The sequence below is a fragment of the Streptomyces sp. NPDC006335 genome, assembly GCF_040612795.1.
Classification (GTDB): Bacteria; Actinomycetota; Actinomycetes; order Streptomycetales; family Streptomycetaceae; genus Streptomyces.
This window is the reverse complement of record NZ_JBEXQX010000002.1, coordinates 432,669-450,887: the sequence shown is the minus strand read 5'-3', so window position 1 is coordinate 450,887 and position 18,219 is coordinate 432,669. Positions and strand designations below refer to the sequence as shown.

General features: G+C 70.5%; 21 protein-coding genes. 12 read left to right on the top strand and 9 right to left on the bottom strand.

All coding sequences use genetic code 11. The features are described 5' to 3' along the window. The first annotated feature begins 77 nt into the window (after positions 1-77). The gene (locus tag ABZ098_RS08010) at positions 78-539 is read left to right on the top strand and encodes a DUF1877 domain-containing protein (RefSeq protein WP_356588376.1); all 462 of its coding nucleotides are present in this window, start codon (positions 78-80) and stop codon (positions 537-539) included. 27 nt (positions 540-566) lie between these two features. On the opposite strand, the gene ABZ098_RS08005 is transcribed toward ABZ098_RS08010, so the two are convergent. From ABZ098_RS08005 to ABZ098_RS07990, 4 genes are all read right to left on the bottom strand, one after another. Then, on the bottom strand, positions 567-1,148 hold the full coding sequence (locus ABZ098_RS08005; RefSeq protein WP_356588374.1) for a hypothetical protein: 582 nt from the start codon (positions 1,146-1,148) through the stop codon (positions 567-569). A 77-nt stretch (positions 1,149-1,225) separates the two neighbouring features. Beyond that, a complete protein-coding gene (locus ABZ098_RS08000) occupies positions 1,226-1,723 on the bottom strand; it encodes a hypothetical protein (RefSeq protein ID WP_356588372.1) in 498 nt (165 codons plus the stop codon). Positions 1,724-1,808: 85 nt separating this feature from the next. Continuing rightward, positions 1,809-2,573: a DUF4328 domain-containing protein gene (locus tag ABZ098_RS07995; RefSeq protein WP_356588370.1), complete on the bottom strand. Its 765-nt coding sequence runs from the start codon at positions 2,571-2,573 to the stop codon at positions 1,809-1,811. Positions 2,574-2,696: 123 nt separating this feature from the next. Next, the gene (locus ABZ098_RS07990; RefSeq protein WP_356588368.1) at positions 2,697-4,355 is read right to left on the bottom strand and encodes a glycoside hydrolase family 20 protein; all 1,659 of its coding nucleotides are present in this window, start codon (positions 4,353-4,355) and stop codon (positions 2,697-2,699) included. Between the two features lie 154 nt (positions 4,356-4,509). On the opposite strand from ABZ098_RS07990, the gene ABZ098_RS07985 reads away from it, so the two are divergent. The 8 genes from ABZ098_RS07985 (at position 4,510) to ABZ098_RS07950 (ending at position 10,580) form a co-directional block, all read left to right on the top strand. Further along, positions 4,510-5,022, top strand: coding sequence for a 2-oxo-4-hydroxy-4-carboxy-5-ureidoimidazoline decarboxylase (locus ABZ098_RS07985; RefSeq protein WP_356588366.1), 513 nt, complete (start codon positions 4,510-4,512; stop codon positions 5,020-5,022). A gap of 254 nt (positions 5,023-5,276) precedes the next feature. Next, a complete protein-coding gene (gene sdhC / locus ABZ098_RS07980) occupies positions 5,277-5,657 on the top strand; it encodes a succinate dehydrogenase, cytochrome b556 subunit (RefSeq protein WP_112474795.1) in 381 nt (126 codons plus the stop codon). Between the two features lie 5 nt (positions 5,658-5,662). Next, positions 5,663-6,145 carry a succinate dehydrogenase hydrophobic membrane anchor subunit gene (locus ABZ098_RS07975; RefSeq protein WP_037718879.1) on the top strand — a complete coding sequence of 161 codons (483 nt, stop codon included), beginning with the start codon at positions 5,663-5,665 and terminating at the stop codon, positions 6,143-6,145. Between the two features lie 19 nt (positions 6,146-6,164). Further along, the gene (gene sdhA, locus ABZ098_RS07970) at positions 6,165-7,919 is read left to right on the top strand and encodes a succinate dehydrogenase flavoprotein subunit (RefSeq protein ID WP_356588364.1); all 1,755 of its coding nucleotides are present in this window, start codon (positions 6,165-6,167) and stop codon (positions 7,917-7,919) included. Continuing rightward, positions 7,919-8,698 (top strand): succinate dehydrogenase iron-sulfur subunit, encoded by a 780-nt coding sequence (locus ABZ098_RS07965; RefSeq protein ID WP_356588362.1) that lies wholly within the window; start codon positions 7,919-7,921, stop codon positions 8,696-8,698. The genes sdhA and ABZ098_RS07965 overlap by 1 nt, the downstream gene beginning before the upstream one ends. A 145-nt stretch (positions 8,699-8,843) precedes the next feature. Then, positions 8,844-9,452, top strand: a complete 609-nt coding sequence (locus ABZ098_RS07960; protein WP_356588360.1) for a hypothetical protein — start codon at positions 8,844-8,846, stop codon at positions 9,450-9,452. 25 nt (positions 9,453-9,477) lie between these two features. Beyond that, the gene (locus ABZ098_RS07955) at positions 9,478-9,795 is read left to right on the top strand and encodes a hypothetical protein (RefSeq protein ID WP_356588358.1); all 318 of its coding nucleotides are present in this window, start codon (positions 9,478-9,480) and stop codon (positions 9,793-9,795) included. An 86-nt stretch (positions 9,796-9,881) separates the two neighbouring features. Further along, positions 9,882-10,580: a hypothetical protein gene (locus ABZ098_RS07950; protein ID WP_356588356.1), complete on the top strand. Its 699-nt coding sequence runs from the start codon at positions 9,882-9,884 to the stop codon at positions 10,578-10,580. Here the strand turns inward: ABZ098_RS07950 and ABZ098_RS07945 are convergent. Next, on the bottom strand, positions 10,518-11,462 hold the full coding sequence (locus tag ABZ098_RS07945; RefSeq protein WP_356588354.1) for a hypothetical protein: 945 nt from the start codon (positions 11,460-11,462) through the stop codon (positions 10,518-10,520). The two genes, ABZ098_RS07950 and ABZ098_RS07945, sit on opposite strands and share 63 nt — an antisense overlap. 165 nt (positions 11,463-11,627) lie before the next feature. Here ABZ098_RS07945 and ABZ098_RS07940 point away from each other — a divergent pair, with 165 nt between their 5' ends. Both ABZ098_RS07940 and ABZ098_RS07935 read left to right on the top strand, forming a co-directional pair. Beyond that, complete coding sequence (locus ABZ098_RS07940) at positions 11,628-12,413, top strand: hypothetical protein (protein ID WP_356588352.1); 786 nt, start codon at positions 11,628-11,630, stop codon at positions 12,411-12,413. A gap of 90 nt (positions 12,414-12,503) precedes the next feature. Continuing rightward, a complete protein-coding gene (locus ABZ098_RS07935) occupies positions 12,504-13,784 on the top strand; it encodes a M48 family metalloprotease (RefSeq protein ID WP_356588350.1) in 1,281 nt (426 codons plus the stop codon). A gap of 21 nt (positions 13,785-13,805) precedes the next feature. Here the strand turns inward: ABZ098_RS07935 and ABZ098_RS07930 are convergent, their stop codons facing one another. Genes ABZ098_RS07930 through ABZ098_RS07915 form a run of 4 tightly spaced genes read right to left on the bottom strand, consistent with a single transcriptional unit; the run spans position 13,806 to position 17,614 of the window. Further along, entirely contained in the window at positions 13,806-16,274 is a 2,469-nt protein-coding gene (locus tag ABZ098_RS07930) for a DUF4132 domain-containing protein (RefSeq protein ID WP_356588348.1), read from the bottom strand. Next, positions 16,271-16,663: a hypothetical protein gene (locus ABZ098_RS07925; RefSeq protein ID WP_356588346.1), complete on the bottom strand. Its 393-nt coding sequence runs from the start codon at positions 16,661-16,663 to the stop codon at positions 16,271-16,273. Before ABZ098_RS07925 ends, ABZ098_RS07930 begins: the two co-directional genes overlap by 4 nt. A gap of 50 nt (positions 16,664-16,713) precedes the next feature. Further along, entirely contained in the window at positions 16,714-17,160 is a 447-nt protein-coding gene (locus tag ABZ098_RS07920; protein ID WP_356588344.1) for a DUF2752 domain-containing protein, read from the bottom strand. Then, positions 17,132-17,614, bottom strand: coding sequence for a TM2 domain-containing protein (locus tag ABZ098_RS07915; protein WP_356588342.1), 483 nt, complete (start codon positions 17,612-17,614; stop codon positions 17,132-17,134). Before ABZ098_RS07915 ends, ABZ098_RS07920 begins: the two co-directional genes overlap by 29 nt. Before the next feature lie 128 nt (positions 17,615-17,742). On the opposite strand from ABZ098_RS07915, the gene ABZ098_RS07910 reads away from it, so the two are divergent. Then, a complete protein-coding gene (locus ABZ098_RS07910; RefSeq protein WP_356588340.1) occupies positions 17,743-18,153 on the top strand; it encodes a VOC family protein in 411 nt (136 codons plus the stop codon). Positions 18,154-18,219: the final 66 nt, after the last annotated feature.

Sequence of the window (18,219 nt, the reverse complement as noted above, 5' to 3'; positions counted from 1 at the left end):
GACGGTCACAGGACTCTTTCGGCAGCGAGGTTGACGCCGGAGTGACGATTCCCCCCTCCCGTGCGCTCCTGTCTCTGATGAGCGACTACTTCCATCTGCGCGCGGTGCCGCCCTCGGCCCTGCGCAACAGCGCGAACTGGATGCAACGGCTGTTCGAGGACGACTGGAACGCCGTACGCGAACGCATCGGACGACACCGGGAGGAGGTGCTGGACAAGTCCTACCTGGACCACGAACTCCTCTACGCCGGCGCCGAGGTGGTCCTCGGCGGCCTCCCGGTCTACCCGGGCGACCACGACAAACCCCCGTTCCTGCTGCTGACCGCGGCCCGGGCGAACCGGGTCTCGGCGTACCTGGGCGGGGCCGACTTCGAGGCCCTGTGGCTGGTCGCCCGTGAGGAACTGCTGCCGAGACACGGCGGGGCGGCCGCGGAACGGGAGGCGCGGGGGGTGTTCGCGGCGGCGCACCGCGATCTCACGGCGTTCTACGGGCAGACGGCGCAGTACGGGGACGCCGTGGTCAAGTGGCTCGTCCACTGAGCCGCTCCCGTACCGTGCCGACGGCCCTCATCCCCGCCGCCGGCTCCTGCGGGACACCACCGCGCGCAGCACCCGCCGGCCCTCCGTCGAGACCTCCAGAGCCGGACGCAGACCCGCCGCGCCGTGGCCGGCGAGGAGTTCGAGGACGGTGATCTGACGGCGCAGTTCGGCCGCGACGAGAGGGGACATGCCCTCCGTACGGCCTTCGCGGCGGGCGTCGACCGAGTCGCCGGCGTCCTTCAGGGGGTCGAGCAGCCGGTGGATGCGGAGCGCGGCGACCGAGCAGGCGTCGGCCCACGCCCGTACCCCGGCGGTGGACCGTTCGGCGGGCGCGGTGGCGAGCATCCTGCGGGCCAGCAGCACGGCCTCGTCCTCGCTCGACTCCCCGTCGGCCGCCCCGAACTCCCCGTCCCCGCCCAGCTTCCCCCGCACCTGCTCCAGCCGTTCGCCCCACTCCTCGGCCCCGGCGTCGTCCGCGAGCCCGGCCCACAGCGGCCGAAGGATCTCGTCGTCGCCGCCGAGCAGCGGCACGCACCGATCCAAACAAGCCAACCCGCTGGCGGCCAGTCCGCGTTCGTCGGCCTGGCCGATCAGCTCCACCAGACTCATCCACGCCTCCCCTCGCCGAGCGGAATCCCCTAACGGAACCCGCACTTCCCCTTACTGCGCGCGACGGCCCGGGAGTGTCACAGGGGCACCACACCGAGCCGGTCGAGCATACGGAAGAAGAGGTTTTCGGCCAACGGGTCGGGCTCCGCGTTCAGTACGTCGAGCAGCGGCTCCTCGGCCACTTCGTACCCCGCCTCCGCGGCCCAGGCGACGGCCCGCGCTGCCGCGTCCGGGGGTTCGAGGAAGTAGTCCTCCACGGTCAGCCCGTCCTCGCCGAGGTACCCGGCCATGGCGGACCGGGCCAGACAGGTCGTCCAGGCCCCGCTCTGCGGTCCCGCCGCCTCCAGGACCACGGAGGAGCTGTCCATGACGTATCCGAAGAGCGCGGGCGAACCGGTCTCCAGGGCGAGGGCGTTCATGTTCCCGACGTCGCCCTCGGCGTTCGCGTACTCCCAGACCTGCCATCCGCCCGGCGCCGACTCGCGCAGCACCATGCCCTCGGCACCGGCCAGCGCGTCCAGCTCGGCGAGCGGCCGCTCCCCGCGACCCACAACGAAGTAACCCCAGTAGCCCATCCCGGTCCCCCCGGCTGCTCGGTACGGTTCGGGCCCGAATACACCACATTCGTACGGCAGTTCGCAGCAGGATGGACCAACTCCGTCACACGGCGGCGGGCACCGCGGGTCCCTGGCGGGCCTTGTCGTCCTGCATCCGGGTCAGCCGCAGCACGACGGCGGCGGCGAGCAGGGCGGCCACCAGGTCGAGACCGTCGGCGACCATCATCTGCGTCATGGAGTCGTGGATCTCCTGGGAGGTGTCGGCCTCCTCGAACGCGGTGTACAGCACCCGCCCGACGGTCTGCGTGAGGAGCCACAGGGTCCACCAGACGTTGATCAGGGCATGCCCGCGGGGCCTGTCCCCCGTGCTGCTCGCGTCCCAGATGTCGACCACGACCCGGCGCGGGTACCACAGGCTCGCGATCGGTACGACCCAGCCGGCGATCACCCAGGCGCGCGCCTTGTGGTGTCCGTCCGGGTCGAACACCTCGGCGTTGCGCCTGACCCGCCACAGCCAGACGACGAAGACGACGGCGCAGGTCACCAGCAGGAGCGCCTGTGCGGCACCGGTCACGTCGGTGAGCGTGTCCGCCAGCTCGGACCGGTCCCATACGTCGGCCGCGGTGCCGCCGGCGAGGACGCCGGAGACGTCGTACACGAGGAGGTGCCCGCCGAGGGCGCACGCGTCGACGACCGCCGCCAGCGCGAGCAGCACCGCGGTGGCCCGCCCGAGCCCGACCGGCGAGCGCAGCCGGATCGTCGGTGCGACACCGGCCGGCGGGGCCGCGAATCCGGCGGCCGTGGCGCATTCGGAGCACAGGACGCCGTCCGGTGCCGCTTCGAAGTGATGACAGCGCGTGCAGAGCATGGTGAGGTCCCCCCGAGGTGCGGATGATCAGCCGACCACGCGGGTTCTCCCCAGAGCCTCACGCGTGGCATGCGGAACATACGGTTCGCCGGCCCCGTCCGTCCACAGGGAATCCCCGGTGCCTCAGCCCAGCCGGTCCCCGAGCGCCTTGAACCGGCTCCAGGTCAGGGCGGGCTTCCGCGGGTCCCACAGCTTCTGCGCCGTCGCCCGCAGCGGCATCCGGATGCCCGCCGCGATCTGGTCCTGCGTCTGCGCGTTCGGGAAGTCGCCCCAGACCGCGAAGGACCCGCCGAGGATCTGGTCGTCGTACTTGGAGGAGACGGCCGTCGTGCCGCGCAGGACTCTCGGGGTCCACTCCTCGTAGATCCGCTGCCCCGTCGGGTAGTAGAACTGGTTGGGCTGCCCGAGGACGTAGTAGAGGAACTTGTCGTTGTAGTTGACGACCTCGCGCCCCGCGCTCAGGTACTCCAGCGGCGGCCGGGCGCCGATCTCCTTGCCCGTCCAGTAGGCGACCCGGATGTCGTCGGCGGCCCGTACCGACGTCCCTCGGAAGAATCCGTCGTTCCAGGCCAGCGGGTTCTTGCCGAGCGCGCGGACGGTGTCGGCGCGGTCGTTGAGCCACCCGGTCGTCAGGTCCGCGACGGTGGCGCCCGAGCCGTAGGCCTTGCGGGCGGCGGCGGCGAGCTGGGGGTAGGTCGCGCCCGGGTCGGACACCATCAGCGCCCGGTACTCGTCGCCGCCGAGGTGCCAGTCGGCGCCGGGGAACAGCCCGGCGTACTCCTTCAGCAGGTCGTCGACCATCTTCGCGGCGGCGGGCTTGGAGATGTCGACGGCCCCGCGCGCCACGACCCCCGCCCCGCTGCGCAGCTGGAGTTCGGGGTGTGCGGCGAGGACCGCGCCCAGGTGCCCGGGCGAGTCGATCTCCGGCACGACCCGGATGTGCCGTTGCGCCGCCAGCGCGACGATCTTCCTGACCTGCGCCTTCGTCAGGTGCTGCCGCGACACGATCTCCGGGTGCGAGTCGGACTCGATCCGGAAGCCCTGGTCGTCGGAGAAGTGCAGTTGGAGCTGGTTGTACTTCAGGTCGCCCAGCTCCCGGACCCGGTCCTCGATCCAGCCGGCCGTGAAGGGCTTGCGCGCCATGTCCAGGAAGAACCCGCGCACCGGCTTGGCGGGCTCGTCGCGCACGACGCCCTCCGGCGCCGTACCGCCGCGGCGCACCTCCTGCTTGAGCGTGCGAGTGCCGTAGAACACGCCCGCGTCGTCCGGCCCGCTGATGGCGACCCGCCCACCGCGCACGGTCATGCGGTACGACTCCGGGTCCGCGCCTTCGTCGTCGTTGAGCGTGAGGCGTACGTCCCCGGCGCGCACGTCGTCCTTCTGCCCGGCGTACGTCAGCCCCAGCTCACCGGCGAGCAGGCGCCCCTCGTCGGCGAGGTCGGCGTCGTTGACGACCACGCGCAGGCCGGCGGCGGGACGCCAACCGGGGCCGCGCGCCGGGGTGTGGGCGCGCACGGCGGGGATGGTGCGGGGGGTGGTGGACAGGGGGTAGGACCGGGTGGGGCTGGGGGCCGGGCTCGGGGCTCTGGAGGGGGCCCGGGAGCCTTCCGCCCGGCCGCCCGCGGGTGACTGGGCCTGGGACTCGGTCCGGGCCGATCCGGCCGGGTCACCGTCGCCGCCCGCCCACAGCCCGAGTCCCACCCCGGCCGCCACGGTGACGGCGACCGCGCCCGCGATCAGTCCCCGTGCCTGTTTCTCCGGTCGCTTCCTGTGCTGGCTCACATCGCCAACCTAGGCCTTGCGAGCGCGGCCCGTGTCCACCACACGTTCCGAAACTCTCCCGTGCGGGTGAAATTCGGGCATCCATCGGACAGGTCATGTCCACTCTCGATAACGTAAGGTCACACCGCTCACAGCTTCCCCTGTCGAAACACACGTGACGCCCACACATTCTCCCGGCCGAGTGGCCACGCCCTCCCTGCCCGCCGTCCTGGACGCCTTCAACAGCGCTCCCGCCGACGAGGCCAGGGCGTTTCTGCTGAGCTGCCTCCGCAGCCTGCGCTGGGCCGACCGCGTCGCGGCGCACCGTCCGTATCCGACCGCGGACGCGCTGCTGGCCGCGTCCGACGAGGCGGCGTACGACCTGACCAGCACGGATCTCTCCGAGGCCCTGGCGGCCGAGACCATGCCGGCGCTGCCGGACGGCGGCTACTCGGCGGCCCACATGGCCATGGACGCGGCGCACGCGGCGTACGAGGCCCGCTTCGGCCACGCGTTCGTCATCTGTCTGGACGGTCTGCCGCCGACCGAAGCCCTCGACCACGTCCTGGCGGGCATCCGGTCACGATTGACCAACGATCCGGAGGAAGAACGGGTGGTGGCGGCCGAGGAACTCCGCCGCCTGGCCAGGGGCCGCCTGGTGTCCTCCCTCAGGGGCCCGGGGCTGTAGCCGGTTCGCGGCTGCCGCCGCGCGGGCGCGACCGGCCGCTCACCACCCGCACCCCGTACATAAGCGGCGAGACCACCACAGACACCACCGCCGCTCACCCATACGCGTGCCACTTTGATCACACCGGTAGGCCCGGCGTAAGCCCAGCGGCAGCGCATCGCTACGATGCTGGGGGCCGGTGGACCGTACCCGGCCGGGCCCGACCGACAGCACAAGCCGGCAGGCCCCGATACCCCGCTCCCGGAGGGACTTCCGTGCCGGCTGGAACGCTGTACCGCGGCCGGGAAGGAATGTGGTCCTGGGTGGCTCATCGAGTCACCGGCGTCCTCATCTTCTTCTTCCTGTTCGTTCACGTGCTGGACACCGCTCTCGTCCGTGTCTCACCCGAGGACTACGACAAGGTCGTAGCCACGTACAAGACCCCGCTCGTCGCGTGTCTGGAGTACGGCCTCGTGGCCGCCATCCTCTTCCACGCGCTCAACGGCCTGCGCGTCATCGCCGTCGACTTCTGGTCGAAGGGCCCGCGCTACCAGAAGCAGATGCTCTGGACCGTCGTAGGCCTGTGGGTCGTGCTCATGATCGGGGCGATCTACCCCGTCCTCGGCCACGCCGCTCGTGAACTGTTCGGGAGCTGATACCGATGGCGACCACTGAAACCACCGCTTCCGGCATCGGCCCCGTCGAGGGCGACTCGGGCTACGGCGTCGACAACCCGGCGCCCCTCATCGAGGCCCCGCGCAAGCGCACCAAGAAGACCCCCCGCTCGACCCGTGGCAACTTCGAGATGGCCGCGTGGCTGTTCATGCGCCTGTCGGGTGTCGTCCTGGTCGTCCTGGTCATCGGCCACCTGCTGATCCAGCTCGTGCTGGACGGCGGCGTCTCCAAGATCGGCTTCGCCTTCGTGGCCGGCCGCTGGGCGTCCCCGTTCTGGCAGGTCTGGGACCTGATGATGCTGTGGCTGGCGATGCTGCACGGCGCCAACGGCCTGCGCACGATCATCAACGACTACGCGGAGCGCCCGAACACCAGGCTGTGGCTCAAGGGCCTGCTCTACACCGCCACGGTGTTCACCATCCTGCTGGGCACGCTGGTGATCTTCACCTTCGACCCGAACATCCGCTAGGCACGGGGCTGCGAGAATCATGAAGATCCACAAGTACGACACCGTCATCGTCGGCGCCGGCGGCGCGGGCATGCGCGCGGCCATCGAGTCGACGAAGCGCAGCCGCACCGCGGTCCTGACCAAGCTCTACCCCACCCGCTCCCACACGGGCGCCGCGCAGGGCGGCATGGCCGCCGCGCTCGCCAACGTGGAGGAGGACAACTGGGAGTGGCACACCTTCGACACGGTCAAGGGCGGTGACTACCTGGTCGACCAGGACGCCGCCGAGATCCTGGCGAAGGAGGCCATCGACTCGGTCCTCGACCTGGAGAAGATGGGCCTGCCGTTCAACCGCACCCCGAACGGCACGATCGACCAGCGGCGCTTCGGCGGTCACTCCCGCAACCACGGTGAGGCCCCGGTCCGCCGGTCCTGCTACGCGGCCGACCGCACCGGCCACATGATCCTCCAGACGCTGTACCAGAACTGCGTGAAGGAGGGCGTGGAGTTCTTCAACGAGTTCTACGTCCTGGACCAGCTGATCACCGAGGTCGACGGCGTCAAGAAGTCGGCCGGTGTGGTGGCGTACGAGCTGGCGACCGGCGAGATCCACGTCTTCCAGGCGAAGGCCGTGATCTACGCGTCCGGCGGCTGCGGCAAGTTCTTCAAGGTGACGTCGAACGCGCACACCCTGACCGGCGACGGCCAGGCCGCCGTCTACCGTCGCGGGCTGCCGCTGGAGGACATGGAGTTCTTCCAGTTCCACCCGACCGGCATCTGGCGCATGGGCATCCTGCTGACGGAGGGCGCCCGCGGTGAGGGCGGCATCCTGCGCAACAAGGACGGCGAGCGCTTCATGGAGAAGTACGCGCCGGTCATGAAGGACCTCGCGTCCCGTGACGTCGTGTCCCGCTCCATCTACACGGAGATCCGTGAGGGCCGCGGCTGCGGTCCCGAGGGCGACCACGTCTACCTCGACCTCACGCACCTCCCGCCGGAGCAGCTCGACGCGAAGCTCCCGGACATCACCGAGTTCGCCCGCACCTACCTCGGTATCGAGCCGTACACGGACCCGATCCCGATCCAGCCCACCGCGCACTACGCGATGGGCGGCATCCCGACCAACGTCGAGGGTGAGGTGCTGGCGGACAACACCACCGTCGTCCCGGGCCTCTACGCGGCCGGCGAGGTCGCCTGCGTCTCGGTGCACGGTGCCAACCGTCTCGGTACCAACTCGCTGCTCGACATCAACGTGTTCGGCAAGCGGGCGGGCATCGCGGCCGCCGAGTACTCCCAGAAGGCCGACTTCGTCGAGCTGCCCGAGGACCCGGCGCGCCTGGTGCTCGACCAGGTCGAGCGGCTCCGCGACGCCACCGGCACCGAGCGTGTGTCGGTGCTGCGCCGCGAGCTGCAGGAGACCATGGACGCGAACGTCATGGTGTTCCGCACCGAGCAGACGATCAAGACGGCGGTCGAGAAGATCGCGGAGCTGCGCGAGCGCTACAAGAACGTGGCGATCCAGGACAAGGGCCGGCGCTTCAACACCGACCTGCTGGAGGCCATCGAGCTCGGCAACCTGCTGGACCTCGCCGAGGTCATGGCGGTCTCCGCGCTGGCCCGCAAGGAGTCCCGCGGCGGTCACTACCGCGAGGACTACCCGAACCGCGACGACGTCAACTTCATGCGCCACACCATGGCGTACCGCGAGGTGGGCGACGACGGCACCGAGTCCATCCGTCTCGACTACAAGCCGGTCGTCCAGACCCGCTACCAGCCGATGGAGCGTAAGTACTGATGGCAACCCCGACCCTGGACAAGGCGGACGCGGCCGGCACGCCCGAGCCCGGTTTCGCCGACTCCCCGTACATCACGGTCACCTTCCGCGTCCGCCGCTTCAACTCCGAGGTCTCGGCGGAAGCGACCTGGGAAGACTTCCAGCTGGAGATCGACCCGAAGGAGCGTGTCCTCGACGCCCTCCACAAGATCAAGTGGGAGCTGGACGGCTCGCTGACCTTCCGTCGCTCCTGCGCGCACGGCATCTGCGGCTCGGACGCGATGCGGATCAACGGCAAGAACCGGCTGGCGTGCAAGACGCTGATCAAGGACATCAACCCGTCCAAGCCGATCACGGTCGAGCCCATCAAGGGCCTGACGGTCCTGAAGGACCTCGTGGTCGACATGGAGCCGTTCTTCCAGGCCTACCGCGACGTGATGCCCTTCCTGATCACGAAGGACACCAACGAGCCGACCCGGGAACGCCTCCAGACGGCGGAGGACCGCGAGCGCTTCGACGACACCACGAAGTGCATCCTGTGCGCGGCCTGCACCTCTTCCTGCCCGGTCTTCTGGAACGACGGCCAGTACTTCGGCCCTGCGGCCATCGTCAACGCCCACCGCTTCATCTTCGACTCGCGTGACGAGGCGGGCGAGCAGCGCCTGGAGATCCTCAACGACCGCGACGGCGTGTGGCGCTGCCGCACGACCTTCAACTGCACGGACGCCTGCCCGCGCGGTATCGAGGTCACGAAGGCGATCCAGGAGGTCAAGCGAGCGTTGATCACGCGCCGCTTCTGATCTTCCCGGCTCCACATCAGGGCTCTGTTTCCGTCACTCGGGAAACAGAGCCCTCTGGTGTTTTGGCGGGTTTTCACCACTGCTCAGCGGCGCATCAGGCGTCACACTCCGATACGCAGATCCACCACGTCATCGGAGGGACGGCTTGGAGGAGGACGAGGATCCCGGACCAGGGGACTATCCCTGGAACAACCCCAAACCCCGGGGGTACGGACAGGCCGACGCCGTGGCGCTGTTCATCGCCGCCCCGTTGCTGACGGCAGCCGCTCTCTCCCTGGCCGGTGTGGTCGGCGGGGCGGACGACGAGTTCCGCTGGCCCGGGCCGATACTCCTGATCCTCGTCATCGCGGCTCTGCTGCTCGTCGCGAGCATTCAGTTCAACTATCACGGGCGCCTTTATCTCTACTCTTTCGAAGATCTCGAGAACTGGCTGTCACCGGAATACGTGAGACGGGACAGGCGCAACCTGCACGAGGAGCAGGAGCGAGACCAAAGGAAGTGGAAGAAGTTCAACACCCGGGCAGTGCGCTGCTTCAACGCGGGAACGCTTCTGCTGGGTCTGGGAATCGCCGCCGCTCTGGTGCCACCGATATGCAGCAGACAGCCCGAATGGCGCTGGTCCGCGGCGGTCATCGTCCTGCTCTGCACCGTCGTTGACGGAGTCTGGATCGTCTTCCTGCAGCTCAAGGTGTCCCACCGGCCCAGCCGGATCCTGCGCAGGTTCGGCATCCGACAGGATTCCGAACAGCCCTAGGCGTCACACAGATTGGGGTCGTCAGATGTTGACCGAGACCGAACTCCCGGGTTTTCCGCCCCTGGACGATCGACAGCGCTGCCCGGGATGCGAAAAGCTGCTGTTCGCCCGTGAGGACGACTGGACCGATTACCAGCCAGGCGAACTGGAGGCGTGGGAGGCGACGCTGTCCTCGTCGATCGTGCCGCAGGGTGAGAAGGTCCCGGACTCGCGCGGAAAAGTGGGGAACCACAAGAACACCTGCGTGTACCTCGATCTGCCCCCGATCGCCCTGAGGGACGGCACGGCGGTCGCGAATCGGGTGCGCGCGAAGATCCGGCAGGCCAGGGGCGGTCCCGCCTAGGGGTTCGGGCACGCTCCTGAGACACCCACTACCATTGCGCCACGCGCCGCCCTCCGCACCGCGGCAGGACGGGGAGTCGGCGAGCGATGGTGGACAGGGGCGACGGAGCCGACTCGGCGCTGCGGCTTCGCGCTCGGCTGGGCGTTCTCGCCGTGGCCGTCGGCTGCTACCTCGCCGGGGCCCCCGCCCAGCGGGCGCGTACCGCCCTGGACTTCGCCGCACACTGGTGGCCGTGGGGGCTTCTGGGCCTCGCCGCAGTCAATCTCCTGCGCTCCGCGGTCCCACGCGGCGGATTCATCGGGCCCGCCGCCCTCTCGGCCACGGCTCTCACCGGTCTGGTGGCGTCGTACGGCCCCGACCATTCCGCCCTGCCGCGGATCGTGCTGCCCGGTGTCCTCGCCCTGTGCGGTGCCGCGCTCGTCCTTGGCACGGTCCCCACCGGAGGGAGGTCCGCCTGGGGCCGTTTCCTGACGACCGGTCGGGTGGTCGTGCCGGCGGAGACACCGGGAACGGTCACCCTGCGCGCCGTACTGGGCGAACTCCGGGCAGATCTCAGGCACATGGAAGCCGAGGGGTGGCGGACGGTGCACGTGACAGCCGTCGTCGGTCATGTGCAGGTGACGGTGCCGAGGGAGTGCCCGGTGCGTATGCACACCTCGGGATCGTTCCTCACCCGGATACAGGAGACGCGGCCCGCTCCGGAGGCCGGGCCACCGGAGCCGTCAACGGGACTCACGATCCATGTGCTGGGCGTCTGCGGAGCTGTGGGAGTCGTCCGCGCGTGACAGCCCGTCACGGTGCTCGTACGGGAGATCGGGGCGGCCGCGTCCGGCGAACAGGTCCGAGATCCGGGTGAAGAGTTCCTCCTCGTCCTCCGCGTTGCCCGGCAGGGGGAGGTGCAGGGCCTCCGCCAGATCGAACCGGTGCAGGTCGTACACCACGTGCATCAGCCCGGAGTAGGTCTGCGCGGCCGTGATGGCGCCCTTGTAAGCGATCGCCGCCAGCAGCAGTCCGCATCCGCACAGCCACCACAGGTCCGGCTCGTCGTAGAAGGCCACGCCGAAGAGCGCGGTCAGGGCAAGGAAGCACCAGCAGAGGTTGGTCGCCACCTCCAGCGCCTCCCGCGTCGAGCGGAGCGCCTCAGCCATACGGTCCGACACCTGCATGTAGATCCGGGGCCACGAGGCGAGGGTCGCCAGACCGTAGCGCTCACCGGCCCTGATCTCCCCGGCGCGCAAGGCGTTGCCGAGGGCGGTCGGCAGCAGGAGGTGTGCGGGCGGTCGCGCGCCGGCTCGACGGGCACGGTCGGCCTTCACCCTCTGCGTCACCGCGTCGGAGGTGGGCACGGCGGCGCGTTCCCGCAGGGCTTCAAGTCGGCGCCGTTGCACCTCTGTCAGTACGCCGGCCAGCCCCGCCGTCACCGGCCAGCGATCCCAGTACCCCTCCAGCACGCGTACGGCGCGCACCTGGAACGGCTGGAGCAGCAGTCCGAGCAGGGCCGCGCAGACCACGACGAAGAGGAGCACGCCGAGCGCGGCCTCCGGTCGCTCCGGCCACACCGCCTCCCAGTCGCTCCGACCGGAGAAGCTCCCCGCCCGCGCCGGCGCCAGCACTCCCGCGACGAACAGCGCGCACGGCGCGAAGTGCACCGACAACACCCGTCGCACGAAAGCGTCCTCCCCCTGCGTCACTGAGCGCTGTTCAGTATGGATCGCCGTGCACGTGCATGCCGAGGGAGAGTCACAGCACGATCAGGACACTTGGAGAGCGAGGGCGGGTCAAGTCCTGTGTGGCTGTTGTGACTTGGGTGACCTCGGCCGCAGACTTCCCCCATGGCACATCTGAGGAAATCCGCCGCCGCGCTGTGCGCCGCCGCGGCGGTACTGCTCGCGACACCCCCCACTGCCTCCGCCCACCCCGCCCCTCATGGCACGGCGGTCCGGGAGAACTTCGACCGGCTCCCCCTCGGGCCGGTCACCGAAGGGCGCGGCTGGACCACCGACACGGCCGACGGGACGCTGGCCGTCGTCCGTAGCAGCACGGGGCACGGGCGTGAGCTGCGGATCCGTACCGAGGGCAACGGGCGGGCGTTCCTGGTGTTCGACGAGCTCTCCCCGCCGGGCAACAGCTTGTGGGGGCGGGTGCGGCTGCGCGTCGGAAGGTTCCCCAGCGCGCCGGACTGGGCCCACTGGACCATCGCCGAGGCGTCCGGGGCGGATTCGCCGACGCTCGTGCGGCCGCTCGGTGGCCAGTACGCGCCGACCGACGGCGGCAACTTCTGGGGCGTCGGGTCCGATCTCGGCCCCACCGGGGACTGGACCTCCTGGAAGACCTCCTCGCCGGCCGTCGCCGGGAAGTGGCAGTGCGTGGAGTTCCATCTCGACGCCACCGACAACCGCGTCACCGTCTACCTGGACGGCGTGCGGCAGTCCGACCTGACCGTGTCCACGAAGGAGCACGGCGGGACCGCCGACGACTTCGTCTTCCCGGCCTTCGACAAGCTGAAGCTGGGCTGGCAGCTCTACCAGGCGAACCCCACACCCTCGTCGTACGACATCCGCATGGACGACATCGCGCTCGGCACGCGGCGCGTGGTCGGTTGCGGGAACCGAGGCTGAGAGGAGGATTGCGCCCGGTGCACCGGGCGTGATCCACTTCGCCGGTCATGAACTGAGGGCCTCTTGGGGCCTCGGGGGCAAGGGGGGGCGGTGCGTACCGCTGAAGAGGAAGTCGTTTCGTCGTGCCCGCGGTGCGGCGTGGAGATCCGTACGGACAGACGGTTCACCACTTGGTGTGCCGCCTGCGACTGGAACGTCGATCCGCAGGGGCCCGGCGAGCGGCAGCGCGGGCTGGCGGAAGTGCGCCGCAGGATCGCGCAGCGGCACGGCGAACTCCTGTTCACCGAGCTGCGGGCCGGTGACGGGAACAGTGGCGGGCGCACTGCGTCCGGGCTGCTCGCCTACCTGATCGCGCTCGTGGTGCACGGGCTGACCTGCGTCCTGGCCGCGGTCGGCGTGTGGGGCGTGATCGCCGGCTGGGGCGGTCTCGGCATGGCCTTCGGGCTGTTCTTCCTGGCGCTGGCCTGGTCGCTCCGGCCGCGGCTGAACCGGCTGTCCGACGACGACCGGGTCCTGCTGCGGGACGACGCGCCCGAACTGTACGCGCTCATCGACGAGATCGCCGCCGCCCAGGGCACCCGGGGCGTGGACGCCGTCGTCGTCGACGCGGAGGCCAACGCGAGTGTGACCCATCTCGGGCTACGGGGTCGGCTCCTGACGCTGGGTCTGCCGCTCTGGGAGGTGCTGAGCCCTCAGCAGCGCATCGCGCTCCTGGGGCACGAGCTCGGTCACTTCACCCACGGCGACACCCGGTACGGCATGGTCGTGGGCACCGCCTACCGGTCGTTGGACACCTGGCTCCTCCACCTCCGGCCGATCCCGAACCCGAACGTGATCCACGCCATCACCAACCTGGCCTGTCTCCCGCTCCGCCTGCTGGTCACCGCCGTGGTGGCGCTGCTCGACCTGCTGACCGTCCGGTCCTCCCAGCGCGGTGAGTACCTGGCCGACGGGGCCTCGGCCCGCACCGGGTCCACCGAGGGCGCGACCGGTGTGATGGACCGGCTCCTGGTGTCCGACTCGATCGTGACCACGCTGCACCGTGAGGTCAACAGCCGCCGGATGCGCGGGCGGGGCGGAGCGGACGGCCAGGTCTCCGAAGGGCTCTGGGAGGCGCTCGCCGCTCACATGGACTCGATCCCGGAATACGAGTACGAGCGGCAGCGCCGGGTCGGAGCGCTCCGGGGCCACAGCGTCGACGCGAGTCACCCGCCGACCCATCTGCGGCGCCGGCTCCTGCTGGACGGCACGCCGATGCCCGCCTCGGTGACGGCGGACCCGGGCCGGTCCGAGCGGATCGCCGGTGAGCTGGCGGACGTACGCAGGACGCTGGCCCGGGAAGTCGTCAGGGACGGTTTCGAGAGCCAGTGACGGCCTCCGGAGGCCTGCTTGTCACAGCTGGCTCAGGATCGTCGGGTCCGTGATCCGCGTGTCGTCCGCCAGCATCATCGCCTTGCTCAGGATGACCGCGAGCACGCGGTCGCCCTCGTAGGGGAGGTAACCGGTCTGCGGGGCGGCCCGGTCGGACTTCGGGACGATGCAGAGGTACTGGTCGTTCGGGGTGCGGAGGATGTTGCCCGAGCCGAGGTGGATCTTGTACGTGTGGCGGTCGCCCTTGACGTGGAGGAAACGGCCCTCCAGGGTGCACCGGTCGGCTATCGCGAGCCTCGGGATAAGGCGGTCCAGGAGGAGACGGCGGGTCTCGGCGCTCTGGTTGAGCTCCCCGAAGCCGTACGACGTCCAGTACTCCTGGAAGCGGCCGCCGGGGCCGCCGTCCTGCCAGGTGGGGTCGTTGCCGACGCTGGCCACGCCGACGAACAGGTCCACGTCGCGGAGGATCTCGGAGAGGACCAGGGGCGGGATGCCGGTCAGCGGCAGGGGATCCACCGGGTCCGCGCCGTCGCGCAGCCACATGCGGTACTCGCCGCCGCAGCAGTGCGCCGAGTTCTCCGGGGCGTCGATCGGATAGAAGCGGACCTGGTCGGTGCGCAGGCGCAGGAAGGTGCCGGAGTCGGTGATGTCCGTGTAGTCCTCGCCGCCGTCGCCCTCGATCCAGTACTCGGCGCGCAGTCCCCAGCGCGGGAGGTCGCGGACCGGCGGCGGGGCCTCGTCGTCGACGGCCAGACGGAGTCTGTTGCGCCAGCCGCGGGCCGCCGCCAGCGAGTGGAACTGGTGCTGGCGCAGGACGTGGGCGGCGAAGCGGTTGGAGTAGGTGCCGGTGGTGCGCTCGGCGTCGGTGAGCAGGTAGACCTCTCGGTGGGCCTGCTTGAAGGGCTGGGTGATGCCGTGGCGTTCCAGCCAGTCGCGCCAGGCGACGATCTCGGCGGGGGTATGGTCCACCGGGTGCCAGAGGCGGACTTCCGTGCCGTCGGTGACCGGGGCGTCCGTGACCGTGCGCAGGGCGCCTTCGGCGTGGCCGACGGTGATGCCGTCCACCGTCCACAGGAGGCGGCGGGCCAGGGTGCCGACCAGCGGGTGGTCGAGGTAGCGCTCGCGCCAGGTGGCGAAGGGCCAGGTGCGGTCGGCCAGGAACTGGCGGTCCAGGCGCTCGCTCTGGGCCGAGAGCATCCTGTCGATGTCCTTGACGGCGGCCTTGAGCTCCTTGAGCTCCTCGGCGTGGTCCCGTCGTACGGCGGCGGGCACGGTCTTCACCGGCTTGCCGCTCGCGTTGTGCCAGCTCAACACGGCTCTGGTGCCCTGGACTTCGAGGACGGCGGTGGCCTCGCCGAGCCGGTGCTCCGCGCGTCCGACCCCGGTCAGGCCGTAGGCCGGCACGGCCAGTTCCTCGATCTCCTCGCGGGTCAGGCCCAGGGCGACGGCGCGGGCCTCCAGGGCGGCGTCGAGCAGTTTGGCGGTGTTCTTGTACGTCACCCGGGTGGCCAGGCGGGCGAGTTCGGCGAGGGCAGCCTCGCTGTCGACGCGGGCGAGGGCGTTGACCCCGGCGTTGGCGACCTTCGGGTTGCGGGGGCCGAGGCCCGCGACCTTCTTGAGGGACGTCTCGACGAGGGCGCCGAGGGCGCGGGCGGTGTCGGGGTGCGGTGGGAGGAGGGAGAGCAGCCAGGCGAGGCCGCGGAGGGCGTTCGCGTTGTAGGGGTCGTAGGCGCTGTTGACGTCCGGTTCGTAGCGGCCGCGTTCCAGTTCGAAGGTGCGGGGGCGGCCGACGAGGGCGAGCCAGCGGATCAGCGCCTCGCGGACGCGGTCGGGGTCGAGCGGGGCGGCCAGGGCGGTGGCCTGCTTGTCCCACTTGGCGGAGGGCTTGGCGGCGGTGGCGGTGGTCATGTGCGCCAGGAGCTTCCGCCAGGCGGGGTCGGTCTCCCGCAGGGCCGCTTCGGCCCATTCCTCGCCGACGTTGAGGGGCGGTTCGGTCAGCTTCTTCGCCGTCCGGGGCAGGTCCTCGTTCCGGTAGGCGTGCAGGGCGGCGCGGCGGACGGTGGCGACGACGGCGGGCGCGATCGGGCGGCCCGCGGCCAGCTCGGCCTCGACGAGGTTCTCGTAGCGGGCGCCGTACCAGAAGGAGTGCTGCCGGGAGATCGTGTCGAGGAGGGCCAGGCGCTCCGCGGTGAGGCGGTCGTGGGGCGGCAGGTCGCGGGTGACGATGCCCAGCAGGATCAGCGCGTTCTCCCGGGCGTTCGGGCCCGCCTGTTCCGAGTGGTACTGCGTGACGAGGCCGTCGGCGATCCGCGACCGCGCGTCCGGCGGCAGTTCGAGCAGCCAGGCGAGGACGCCGTCCCACAGACCCGTCCAGTTGCCGTTGTTGGCGACCGCGGCCTTGAGCAGGTCGACGGCGAGCTCCTCCGGCTCGTCGTCGGCGACGCGGCGGCCGATCAGGTCCTTGTACCTCTGGATCTCGCCCATGGTCATCCACCCACCAGTGGGACGAGCTTGAGGAACGTCACCTCGGTGCCGAGCACGAGGTCGATCTCCTCGTCGAGCTCGGTGACCTGGCGGTCGCCGACCAGCACGAGGAAGCCGTTGCCCGCGAAGGCCTTGAGGGCGAGCTCGGTCTGGGTCTCGGGGTCTATGCGACGGGGCTCGCGCAACGCGTAGCCGTTCACCACGCGTTCGGTGTCCTCCGGCTGGACCAGGCCCTGGAAGACGGCGGGGGTGCGCGCGTTGAACTCGGCGACCTCCTGGAAGACCCGGCGGCGGATCAGCTCGCGCACGGCGAGCCGCTCCTCGGCGATCTCCAGCCCCCAGCCGTCGCTCCGGCTCCCGCTTGTCGTCTCGTCGACGAACGTCACGATTCCCATGCCGACGACAGTACGAGGTGGCACTGACAACGAGCTCCGGACGGACGGGACTAGACGACGTTGCGGGCCACCGTCCAGGCCAGGGCGAGCGCGAGGACGGCCACCTGTGCCCGGGGGCTCAGCGTGGGACGCCAGCGGCGGCCGTGCAGGCCCGCCCACGCCCAACGGCCCAGCAGGACGAGGGCGTACGGCGAGGCGAGCAGCAGGGCTCGGTTGTCCAGCCAGGCCTCGGTGAGGTGACCGTGCATCAGGTCGTACACCATGCGGGTGCCGCCGCAGGCCGGGCAGAGCAGGCCGGTGAGCATGCGGAACGGGCACTGCGGCAGGACGTGGCCGGGCTCGTGCGGGTCGGTGCGGTAGAGGTACACGGCCCCGGCGGCACCCGCGGCGAGGACCGCCGAGGGTGCCGTCGCGGGGTGGCGTAGGAGGGAGCGCCTCGGGGGCACCGGGGGCTCGGTCCCCCGCGCCCTAGCTGCGGAGGATCCGGCCGTGTTCATCGGTGTGGTCGTTGCCGGTGAGCAGGAGGATCCCGTCGATCAGTGACCAGACGCCCAGTCCGCCGCAGGTGAAGAGCTGTGCGAGCCCCATCCCGACGTTGCCCAGGTAGAAGCGTCCGACGCCGAAGCCGCCGAGGGTGAGCTGGAGGATGCCCGCGATGATCTTCGACTTGTCGGAGTACGGCCGGCCGTACGGGTCGTAGCCGTAGGGGGCGTTGGGGTCTCCGGTGTACGTCCCCGGGGGCGGGTAGTAGCCCGGCGGCGGGAACCCGGGAGGCGGGTATCCCGGCTGAGGGCCCTGCTGCTGGTACCCCGGGGGCGGGTAGCCCGGCTGAGGGCCCTGCTGCTGGTACCCCGGCTGGGAAGGACCCTGCTGCTGATGTCCCGGCGGCGGGCCCTTCTCGGAGTCCCGCTGTTCGTGACCCTGTTGTTCGTGACCCTGCTGTTCGCTCAAGGGGGACTGCTCCTGGGGACCGAAGCGGGCGGACCCGCGAGAAAAAACGACAATGAGCCCGGTCATCATGCCCGACGGACACCGCGTCGCAGAAGCCCGCTCCGTCACCCCGGGCTTAATCTGACGACATGTCAGATGACCAGTCGTACGAACTGCTCGGATTCGACAACGTGCTGCTGCCCGTCGGGAACCTCGCCGAGGCCGTCCCCTTCTACGAGCGGGCGGGCTTCACCGTGGGCTTCCGGCTCGACGAGGCGGGCATCGCACTGCTGAAGGTCGGCGGCGAGACACCCGGGATCCTGCTCCGGCAGGAGGAGGGGTTGGGACACCGACCGCCGCCGTGGCCCGCCACACGCGTGTGGCTGGAGGTACCGGACGCCAGGACCGCTGCCCAAAAGTTGCGCGCCGCCGGCGTCGAACCGCTCGACGAGCCCGCATCCGTGGCCACCGGCTGGACCGTCGAGATCGCGGACCCCTGGGGGAACGTCCTCGGGTTCACCGACTACACCAAGCGTCCGGAGCTCGGCCGGCGTACGTGAGGGCGGCACGCGTGCGTGAGCATGGCACGCGCACGTGACGCAGGCCTCTCCGCAAGCGAGTTGAAC